We start from the raw sequence: 10,345 nt of genomic DNA, 5'->3' as shown, positions 1-10,345 counted from the left end.
CTTCTCAGCCTAATGCAGTTGAAGTAAGGACAATGTCCCGATTCGATTAAAGCTTGAACGAGATCAGCAGACAGATAACCGCCGCGAACAACGCTACCGCTTCAATAAGAGCCGCGATGATAAGCATGGCAGTCTGGATAGCACCAGCAGCTTCTGGCTGACGAGCGATACCTTCAACAGCGCTACCACCGATTTTACCGATACCAAGACCAGCACCGATTGCAGCAAGACCAGCGCCGATTGCAGCACCGAAAACAGCAAGACCAGCACCGCTCTGCTCAGCAGCTTGAAGCAAAATTTGAAGCAACATAATTGTGTTTGTTTAAAATATAATTGATAAAAAGAGATTCAGAATCAATGTCCGTGATCTGCGTGGCTATGTTCTTCAATAGCGCTGCCGATGTACATGGACGACAAAAGTGTAAAGATAAATGCCTGGATAAACGCTACCATGATCTCGATAAAGTTGAGGAACAAGGCGAATAGCGAGATAACCGGCGCGATTACAAAGCTTTGGAAAATAAAGATCAGACCGAAAAGACTTAATAGGATAATGTGGCCTGCGGTAATGTTGGCAAAAAGCCGCACCATTAAAGAAAATGGCTTCATAAACACACCTACAATCTCAACCGGGATCATGATGAGCAACAATGGAACGGGTACGCCGGTTGGTTTTACAAGGTGTTTGTAGTAGTTACCATTTGCATTCAGGTGAACAACAATGAATGTCAGAACCGCAAGTGTCATCGTTACTGCGATATTACCTGTCAGGTTGGCTGATCCGGGAAGCAGACCCATGATATTGTTGATCAATATGAAGAAAAACAATGTGAGCAGGTAAGGCAGGTACTTTTCGTATTTAGGACCTACATTAGGCTTAACAACTTCGTCGCGGATGAAGAGGATGATAACCTCCATTGCAGACTGAAAGCCTCTTGGTGCTCTTCTGCTGTTGTTTTTGTAGAATTTGGCAATGCTTGTAAAAACGAGGATCAGGATCACTGCGCTGAGCAGCATGGAAGCGACGTTCTTTGTAATGGAGAAGTCGTAGATTTTACGGGATTCATCGACTGGAATAATTTGTTCTGAATCTCCGTGAACCAGGTGATATCCGTTGTATTCGTGGTGATCGTTGTGGAAGTTGGATGAAGAGAAAACTTCAATTCCGCGGTCTGCCGAGTAGAGTATAACCGGGAGCGGTATTACGACACCGTGCGTAATTTCCCACTCGTGAGAGTCAGCGATGTGGTGCATGATCATCTCGCCAATATTGAACTTTGCCTCGGACTCTTCAAGCTTATGTTCAATTTTGTGTTCTTCCTCATTGATGCTTTCAGCAGCTTTTTCAGCATCGTGCTGAGCCCGGGTTGGGGCGCTGAAAAGACAGGTAGTAGCTACCAGGGCAATTGTAAAAAAACGTCTGATATGGATATACATAAATGCTTGAAATACTATGCTTTGTCAATCGCGGCGCAAGTTACTATACAAACCATATATTTCAAAGCATGTATAAAATAAATAGAGTACAAAAAAATTGATAACAAATAGGAATGAATCACTTAGCCCACGATATAAAAAGAAGGCAATGAACAGGAGGCACAGAATAATGCGTGCGACGATAGACGAAATGTAAAAAGTGACAAATTTCTCACGGTTGTTTCTTAATCCTATCTCCATGAGCCGGTGGCCTAAAAAAGAGAGTCCGAGAAAAAAGATCAGAATGTACCATATATATGGGTGGAGCAGCGTGTCTCCCCCAAAGTGCTGAACAAGGAATAATGCAATTCCTAAAATGATTGTCGCCAGTATGGTGCGTAGCATGGAAGTAAAGAAATGAAAAGCTCAGGATTTTGTAAAGCCTCTGATCAGCATGTAGAGCGAGCCGGCAATGGACGTAAGTGAAAGGATCAGCGTCCATACAGGTACCTCGTTTTGCTGGTATTCGTCCAGTTTGTAGCCGCCCCAGGTAAACAGCAGAATGGTTCCCAGCATTTGCGTCGCCAGTCCGGAATATTTCAGGAATTTGGAAGACTGGTTTTTAGCCAGCTGTGCCCCCTCTTTCTCCCCCGATGTGCTACTTTCACTGTCCATGCCGCTGATTGATAATATTGCGGTAAAATTGCTCCAATTTTCACAAATGCCGCTATCTTCGATACGGTTTTATTTAAATTACCGTTTTAGTTTTGCTTGTTACAAGAAGATCAGACCACCCCTAAAAGCTGCTTTGTGATCGACATTATTGCCTTTCATATCCGAAAAATCACTTCTTTCCTTATTCTGACTGTACTGATCGCCGGGTGTTCGCAGTTCAGCACCAGGCCAGGGGCTGTGAACTTTCATAATATTTCGGCAAGGTATAATGCATACTTTATGGCGGAGCAGGATATGCTTGAAGCCGAGTACGAGATGAAAAAGGCTTTCAAGGAGGATTATAACCAGCTGCTTCCGATCCTCCTTCCTATGGATTCGGTTCTGGCGCTTCCTGTCAAACCAAAGCTGGAAGATGCCATTAAAAAAGCTTCCATTGTTGCAGAAAAACATCAGAACAGCAAATGGCTGGATAATAGCTATATCTTATTAGGTAAATCGCGGCTCTATCTGGGTCAGTGGGCCGACGGGCTGGAAGCGCTCCGGTATGTGTATGCCAATGGGCGCGATGAGGCCGACAAAAACAATGCACTTATCCTTTTAATGCGCGCCTACATTGAGCAGAAAGACTACTCAAATGCATTGGGCGTAGCAGAACACCTGAGCCAGCAGCCGCTTAACAAGTCAGCAATACGCGAGTTCTATCTTACAAAAGCATATCTCCATCAGCAGAACGGGGAGTATCTTACCTCGGTAGCAATTCTGGAAGAGACATTCCCGCTTTTGAAAAAATCGATAGAAACAGCGCGGATCCATTTTGCAGCCGCGCAGATGTACGATCGTCTCGGGCAGTATGCGCTGGCCAATAAACATTATAGAGGCGTTTCTAAAAACCGACCATCTTACGATCTCGGCTTTTATTCTTCCATGAATTCCCTCCAAAATGAAGTAGTACTAAATCCCAAAAAAGACCTGAGCTCAGTAGGTTTTGAGAGAATGCTTCGTGACAGGAAAAATGACGATTTACGAGACAGGATCTACTTTACTATGGGTTTGCTGGCTGAGCACCGCAAGCAAGTGCCGGAAGCTGTTGGTTACCTTCAAAAATCAGCCGCTGCTTCCAAAGGAAACATGCAGCAAAAAGCGTACACCTACTTGCAGCTGGCCCGCATTAACTATGAAGCCCTGGAAAATTTTGAGGTTTCAAAATCATATTATGATAGCGCGCTGGTAATACTCCCCAAAGAAGCGCCCGAGTACAGACTGGTTGCTGACAGGAAGCGCGCATTGGACAGCTTTGTTGCGCAATATGCGATTGTGACCATGCAGGACAGTCTGCAAAAGCTGGCTGCAATGAACCCTGCCGCTCTTGATAACAAGATCGATGCGATCATTGAAGCCAATGAAAAGTTGCGCGTGGAGGAAGAAGAAAAGGCCAGGAAAGCAATGCTTGCTGCGAACAATGTAAATAACCAGTCAAACTCAAACCCGCTTGTAAGTGGGAACGAACGCAGATGGGAGCTGTACGATCCTGCATTGATTAATCAGGGTAAGATAGATTTCAAGCGAAACTGGGGTAACCGGCCGCTGGAAGATGACTGGCGCCGAAGTAATCGTCCGTTGCAGGCAATGTCCAATAATCCTGCTTCCACGGCGGACGACAGTACGGGAGTGGCAAGTGCAGCGCCTGTTGATCAAAGCATGAAAAAAGGTACGCCTGAATGGCAGGCAGCACATGATCTGTTGAAAAAGAACGTTCCGCTTACGGAGCCTCAAATGGCTGAGTCGCGGCATGCGAAAGAGGATGCATTATATAATCTGGGTAAAATTTACCGGTTTGACCTGAAAGAACCCGGCCGCGCCATTTCCACATTCGACCGGATGCTTGCTGAATATCCCCAAACTCAATATAAGGATGAAATTTACTATCTCCTGTATCTGAGTTATGAAGAGGATAATCAAACCAGAGCTGCATGGAAAAACAAGCTGCTGACCGAATATCCTAATTCTACCTATGCGAGGCTGGTGAGCAAATCCAGTGAGGCAGCCGGGAATTCAGGTAATCCAATCAAAGAATATGAGGCTGTATATCAGCTGTATGCGACCGGGAATTACACCAAGGCGCTTGAAGATATTGAACGTAACCTGCCTGCATATAAAGGCGGGGCGATGGAAGATAAGTTTGCTTTGCTACGTGTTTTCCTGATCGGGAAAGTAAGGGGCAAAGAAGCTTACGGACAAGCTATTACTGAATTCATGCGACTGTATCCTGCCAGCGTCTACCTCCCACGACTGAAAGAAATGCAGGAATTCAATTCTGTCTCGGTGGGAAAAAGATAATTTCCCCGAAATCATATCTTTGTAAGTTTTCAATACCAAATCCCACATCTAATGATTGAGTTACAACCCGGAAAATATCGTCGCACCATTATACGCTTATGGAAGTACGTGGCACTGGGACTGGGTCTGATTATCCTTTATATTGTTGCTGTAAGCTTTAATTTTTTCTGGCTTTTTGGTGGAATGCCGGATTTAAAAATCCTCGAAAACCCGAAAAGCGAACTCGCTTCCGAGCTGATCAGCGAGGACGGAAAGTCTTTGGGAAAGTACTTTTTTGAAAACCGTACACAGATCGATATTTCGCAGATCTCGCCTAACCTGATCGACGCATTGGTCGCTACTGAGGACGCGCGTTTTGTAAACCACTCCGGGATTGACCCAAGAAGTTTATTGCGTGTATTCAAAGGAGTTGTTTCAGGTAATTCAAGCTCAGGTGGAGGTAGTACCCTCACGCAACAGGTTGCTAAAAACCTCTTTAATACCCGCTCTGAGGAATATGAAGGGTTATTGGGTAAAATTCCTGGGATCAGGATCGTGATCGCAAAAACCAAAGAATGGGTTCTGGCTGTCATCCTGGAAAGAAAGTATACCAAACAGGAGATCATGCAAATGTATCTCAACACGGTTTCTTTCGGTAACAACACTTATGGGATCAAAGTAGCTGCCAAAACATATTTTGACAAGGAAGCCTGGGACCTGAATGTGACGGAGGCCGCCCTACTTGTGGGAATGCTCCAAAATCCGACACTCTTTAACCCGCTTCGTTTCCCGACCAACGCGACCAACCGCCGCAATACGGTACTGGCGCAAATGATGAAGTACGAGTACATTCCCGAAGAGGATTTTTTGAGATACAAGGAAAAGCCGCTTGGCCTCAACTTCACTGTTGACAGTCACAATACCGGATTGGCACCTTACTTCCGCGAATCCATGCGGAACTACCTCAAAAGCTGGGTGAAGATATACAACGAAGAGCACGACAAGAATTACGATCTGTATACCAGCGGCTTGCGCATTTACACTACCATTGATTCAAGAATGCAGCGCTACCAGGAAGATGCTTTGAAAGAGCACATGAAAGAACAGCAGCGGCTTTTTGACGAACACTGGAAAGGCAGGAACCCCTGGACCTTTGACAATGGAAAAGAGATACCCGGGTTTTTGGTGTCAGCTGCTAAAAAAACGCCGCATTTCATATCCCTGAAAAGAGACCTGGGTGAAGAAGAAGCCTGGAAAATCATGCGTAAACCTTACAAGATGAAGGTTTTTACGTGGAATGGAGAGAAAGAAGTGATGATGAGCCCGATGGATTCCATTGCATATTACAAACGCTTTTTGCGCGCAGGTATGATGTCAATGGACCCGCGGAACGGACATGTGAAAGCCTGGGTGGGTGGTATTAATTTCAAATATTTCAAATACGACCACGTAAAGCAGGGTTCGCGCCAGCCTGGCTCGACGTTCAAACCATTTGTTTATGTGTCTGCATTGGACAAGAGCTTCCTGACACCTTGTGATCATGTGACGGACCAGCCCATTTATTTCGGCCCTTCCGATGGGGTACCTGGCGGCTGGTCTCCGAAGAACTCTAATAACAAATACTCTTACCAGGCACTTTCGTTGCGCCAGGCGCTCGGGAAATCTGTGAACACGGTAAGTGCCTATCTGATGAAAATGGTGCGGCCGAAAACGGTTGTGGAGTATGCGCATAAGCTAGGGATTACCAGTGACTTACAAGCGGTACCTTCACTTTGTCTGGGTATCAGCGATGTTTCGGTTTATGAAATGGTGGGCGCTTATTGCGCATTTGCAAATGGCGGGCACCGTACCGAGCCGATGACAATTTTGCGAATTGAAGATCGCTATGGTAATGTTTTACAAGAGTTTTTCCAGAAGCAGAATCAGGAAATCAGTGAGAATATGGCGTACAATATGCTATACCTCATGCGCGGCGCAGTTGAAGATCCGGGTGGAACAGCCGGCCGGCTTAGACAATGGGGTGTAACAGAAGGAAACGAAATCGCTGCGAAAACGGGAACTACTTCAAACTACTCCGACGGTTGGTTCATGGGTATGACGCAAAATCTTGTGACCGGAATCTGGGTTGGGGGAGAGGATCGTGCAATTCACTTCCGTACCATCGCATTGGGTCAGGGTGGCCGCATTGCGATGCCTGCCTGGGGGATGTATATGAAAAAAGTATACGCCGACCAAACCCTTGTTCAATACAGAAAAGGTCCATTCAACAAGCCTGAAAACTACGTCAGGGAATGCGGTAACGTATCCATGGATAGTACCGACACCTATGTTCCGCCATCCAGATCTGACGACGAGGGCGTTTTGTTTTAATCCTGAAAACCGGAAAAGCATTGAATATTCTCGTTGCACCCGATAAGTTTCGCGGTTCGCTCGAAGCGGACGAGGTGTGCAATGCAGTTCGCGCGGGTATTTTGCTTGCTTATCCTAATGCAAACGTAACTACAGTGCCGCTTGCCGACGGAGGCGAGGGAACAGCACAGATCCTTACCAAGCAGGCTGGTGGGACACAAATAGAGGTTAAAGTCTCTGATCCGCTGGGACGCGAGATAACAGCTTCTTATGGACTTTCGGCTGATAGTAAAGTTGCATTCATTGAAATGGCGGCTGCCTCTGGCTTAAAGTTACTTTCTGAAAAAGATCGCAATCCGCTGCTCACAACCACATTTGGTACCGGTGAACTGATCCTCGATGCATTGAACCGGGGTGTAGAGAAGATCATACTTGGAATTGGCGGGAGTGCTACAACTGACGGCGGCAATGGACTGGCTGCGGCACTTGGATTCCGGTTTTTTGATCAAAATAGTAACATGCTGGGCGTCAACGGAGGCAGTTTGTCGCTGATTGACCGTATTGAAATCGACAATGTAGATCCCAGATTAAACAATGTATCCATTGTAGTCGCCTGCGATGTTTCTAATCCTCTATTTGGCACCAATGGAGCAGCTTATGTATATGGTCCTCAAAAAGGCGCAACCGCTGAAATGGTGGAAATGCTGGACCAGGGGTTAAGGAATCTGGCCAGTGTAGCTACCAGAATTTTCGGTCAGGATTACAGCGAGGTACCTGGCGCGGGTGCTGCTGGTGGGGTTGGTGCAGGTTGTATGTGGTTTTTAAATGCAGAACTGAAAGACGGAGTCAGCATTGTTATCGAACAGAGTAATATCGTAGGGTTGATCAAACAAGCCGACCTTGTCATAACTGGTGAGGGTAAGATTGACGAACAAACACTGAGCGGAAAGGTAGTAAAAGGATTGGCAGACTTCTGTCAGCAGTACCAGGTACCTCTTGCCGCAGTGTGTGGTACCCTTCAAATCACCCCCGAACAAACCCGGGACGCAGGTATTACATACGCGGTTTCTGTTTTGGATAGACCAATGAACCTTCATGTTGCCCAAAATGAAGCATTCAGGTTGGTGAGAGACGCAACTTTTCAACTGGTACGCTTGTTTTTTGCCAAGACCAGATCTGATTTTTCCTGAGTATATCTTATTAAATGTCTGAATTCAACTATAAGGAAGAGCTTTCAAAGATTCCGAACGATCCGGGAGTTTACCGGTATTTTGACGAAACGGGAACGGTGATTTATGTGGGGAAAGCTAAAAACCTGAAAAGCCGAGTTTCCAGTTATTTCCTGAAATCCAACCAGCACGATCGCAAGACGAGAAGGCTTGTGACCCAGATCAGAAGGATTGAATATACCATCGTATTGAGTGAATGGGACGCGCTATTGCTTGAAAATCAATTGATCAAGCAGTTGCAGCCCAAATTCAACATTCTGCTCAAAGACGATAAAACCTATCCGTTTATCTGCATTACCGACGAGCCTTTTCCGAGGGTTTTTCCGACCCGGAATATGGAGCGCGGCAGAGGGACTTACTACGGACCTTTTGCCAACCTGCGTTCAATGCACACGCTGCTGGATATGTTCAAGTCGTTGTACCAGATCCGGTCCTGTCAGTTGCCTTTGACCAAACCGAACATTGAGGCGCGTAAATTCAAGGTTTGCCTGGAATATCATATCGGTAACTGCAAAGGTCCGTGCGAAGGCTTACAAACTGAACCTGAATACAACGCAGAAATAGAACAGGTACATAATATCCTGAAAGGAAATCTGTCTTCTCCCCAACAATATTTCAAAGAAAAAATGCTTGCAGCCGCTGAGCAAATGGCATTTGAGAAAGCGCACGCCTGGAAAACCAAGATCGAACACCTTTCCAATTTCCAGAGCAAAGCTACTGTGATCAATCCACGAATTGGTAATATCGACGTGCTTACGATCGTGTCCGACGAAGAAGCTGCGTACCTCAATTTTATGAAAATAAAACAAGGGTATATGGTGGCCACGCAGACGGTTGAGGTTAAGAAAAAGCTTGATGAGAGTGATCACGATATTTTGGCGATGATGATCATCGAAATGCGCAGTACTTACGGTTCGGAGGCGCGGGAGCTGATCTCCAATGTGAAGCCGGATCTTGAAATGCGGCTTGAAGTCACTGTCCCACAGATCGGTGACAAGAAGAAGCTGCTGGATATGTCCATGAAAAATGTGATGTATTTCCGCAGGGAAAAGGCCGAGCGCCGCGAAGTGGAAGCTTCTGCTACTTCTTCTAAAAAGGATCGCGTACTGATCCGTTTGAAGACCGATTTGCAGCTAAAAAGTCTGCCCAGGCACATTGAATGTTTTGATAACTCCAACATACAAGGTACCAATCCAGTGGCCGCGATGGTTTGTTTCAAAGAAGGAAAACCTTCCAAGAAAGATTATCGGCACTTTAATATCAAAACGGTGATCGGGCCCAACGACTTTGCGTCCATGAATGAGGTAGTAAACCGGCGCTACCTGCGATTGATTGCGGAAGAGCAGCCGCTACCAGATCTGATTGTGATCGATGGGGGTAAAGGGCAGCTGGGAGCGGCTTGCGATGCATTGAAAAGCTTGGGTATTTACGGTCAGATCCCCATTATAGGCATTGCGAAGCGTTTGGAAGAGATATATTTCCCGGAAGATTCACTGCCGCTTTACATTGATAAAAAGTCAGAATCACTTAAACTGATCCAGCAGATCCGCGACGAGGCGCACCGGTTTGCGATTACTTTCCACCGCGATAAACGTAGCAAAGGAAGTCTGGTGAGCGAGCTGGAAGGTGTGGTAGGTGTAGGGAAAGTTACTGCCGCGAAGCTATTGAAGCATTTTGGATCTGTCCGTGGCATTCGCGAAAGCTCACTGGATACACTTACGGAACTGGTAGGTTTGGACCGGGCCAAAAAAGTACGCGCTTACTTTGACGCTATGGCTGAGTAAGACCGATGTTTTTGCCTGCAATGTAGCCGGTAGTCCACGCGTTTTGGAAATTAAATCCGCCTGTGATACCGTCTACATCCATTACTTCTCCTGCGAAGTACAATCCCTTTACAGAGCGGCTTTGCAATGTTTCAGGGTCGATGTCGGTGAGCGAAATGCCGCCGCAAGTCACAAATTCTTCTTTGAAAGTCGTTTTGCCGCTTACAGCAAACTGGCTGTTCGTAAGTACTTCTGTGAGACGGTTCAGATGTTTGTGGCTCGCATCTCCCCATTTCAGTGATTCGGGAATTTCTACCATTTCAGTAAAGGCTTTCCAAAGTCGGAGCGGCAAGCCGAACCTTGCATTGGAAACGATTTGCTGTTTAGGTGTTTTGGTTTTTTCATTGATCAGGAATTCACGCACTTGTTGCTCATTCAATTCAGGCAACCAGTTTACCTTGCAACCGAAGTCATAATTCTTCTCAGCCAGTTCGCGGGCTCCCCAGGCGGAAAGCTTTAAAACGGCCGGCCCGCTGAGTCCCCAATGCGTGATCAGCAAGGGGCCGCGCCACTCATATTTTGTACCTGAAATTTTGA

The 10,345-nt window shown here is 46.2% G+C and carries 8 protein-coding genes; 4 read left to right on the top strand and 4 right to left on the bottom strand.

Annotated features, from left to right (window positions below; genetic code table 11):
• Nucleotides 1-46: 46 nt before the first annotated feature.
• The 3 genes from atpE to ACTIE6_RS08650 all read right to left on the bottom strand — a co-directional run bounded on the left by atpE (nucleotide 47) and on the right by ACTIE6_RS08650 (nucleotide 2,091).
• The gene (atpE, locus tag ACTIE6_RS08660; RefSeq protein ID WP_031525687.1) at nucleotides 47-310 is read right to left on the bottom strand and encodes an ATP synthase F0 subunit C; all 264 of its coding nucleotides are present in this window, start codon (nucleotides 308-310) and stop codon (nucleotides 47-49) included.
• A 44-nt stretch (nucleotides 311-354) separates the two neighbouring features.
• On the bottom strand, nucleotides 355-1,437 hold the full coding sequence (gene atpB, locus ACTIE6_RS08655; RefSeq protein WP_439556259.1) for a F0F1 ATP synthase subunit A: 1,083 nt from the start codon (nucleotides 1,435-1,437) through the stop codon (nucleotides 355-357).
• 405 nt (nucleotides 1,438-1,842) lie between these two features.
• On the bottom strand, nucleotides 1,843-2,091 hold the full coding sequence (locus ACTIE6_RS08650; RefSeq protein ID WP_439556258.1) for an AtpZ/AtpI family protein: 249 nt from the start codon (nucleotides 2,089-2,091) through the stop codon (nucleotides 1,843-1,845).
• A 96-nt stretch (nucleotides 2,092-2,187) separates the two neighbouring features.
• On the opposite strand from ACTIE6_RS08650, the gene ACTIE6_RS08645 reads away from it, so the two are divergent.
• Genes ACTIE6_RS08645 through uvrC form a run of 4 tightly spaced genes read left to right on the top strand, consistent with a single transcriptional unit; the run spans nucleotide 2,188 to nucleotide 9,769 of the window.
• On the top strand, nucleotides 2,188-4,428 hold the full coding sequence (locus ACTIE6_RS08645; RefSeq protein WP_439556257.1) for a tetratricopeptide repeat protein: 2,241 nt from the start codon (nucleotides 2,188-2,190) through the stop codon (nucleotides 4,426-4,428).
• Nucleotides 4,429-4,479: 51 nt separating this feature from the next.
• Nucleotides 4,480-6,777 carry a penicillin-binding protein 1A gene (locus ACTIE6_RS08640; RefSeq protein ID WP_439556256.1) on the top strand — a complete coding sequence of 766 codons (2,298 nt, stop codon included), beginning with the start codon at nucleotides 4,480-4,482 and terminating at the stop codon, nucleotides 6,775-6,777.
• A 20-nt stretch (nucleotides 6,778-6,797) separates the two neighbouring features.
• Nucleotides 6,798-7,946 (top strand): glycerate kinase, encoded by a 1,149-nt coding sequence (locus ACTIE6_RS08635; protein WP_439556255.1) that lies wholly within the window; start codon nucleotides 6,798-6,800, stop codon nucleotides 7,944-7,946.
• 14 nt (nucleotides 7,947-7,960) lie between these two features.
• Nucleotides 7,961-9,769 carry an excinuclease ABC subunit UvrC gene (gene uvrC / locus ACTIE6_RS08630; protein ID WP_439556254.1) on the top strand — a complete coding sequence of 603 codons (1,809 nt, stop codon included), beginning with the start codon at nucleotides 7,961-7,963 and terminating at the stop codon, nucleotides 9,767-9,769.
• On the opposite strand, the gene ACTIE6_RS08625 is transcribed toward uvrC, so the two are convergent.
• Nucleotides 9,756-10,345, bottom strand: a 590-nt coding sequence (locus ACTIE6_RS08625; protein ID WP_439556253.1) for an aminoacetone oxidase family FAD-binding enzyme, incomplete at its 5' end; no start/stop codon positions are given. The two genes, uvrC and ACTIE6_RS08625, sit on opposite strands and share 14 nt — an antisense overlap.

Origin of the sequence: Dyadobacter sp., assembly GCF_051859145.1 — a bacterium.
In the GTDB taxonomy this organism is placed as follows: domain Bacteria; phylum Bacteroidota; class Bacteroidia; order Cytophagales; family Spirosomataceae; genus Dyadobacter.
The sequence above is the reverse complement of the archived record's forward strand: the minus strand, read 5'-3'. Positions and strand labels throughout refer to the sequence as shown.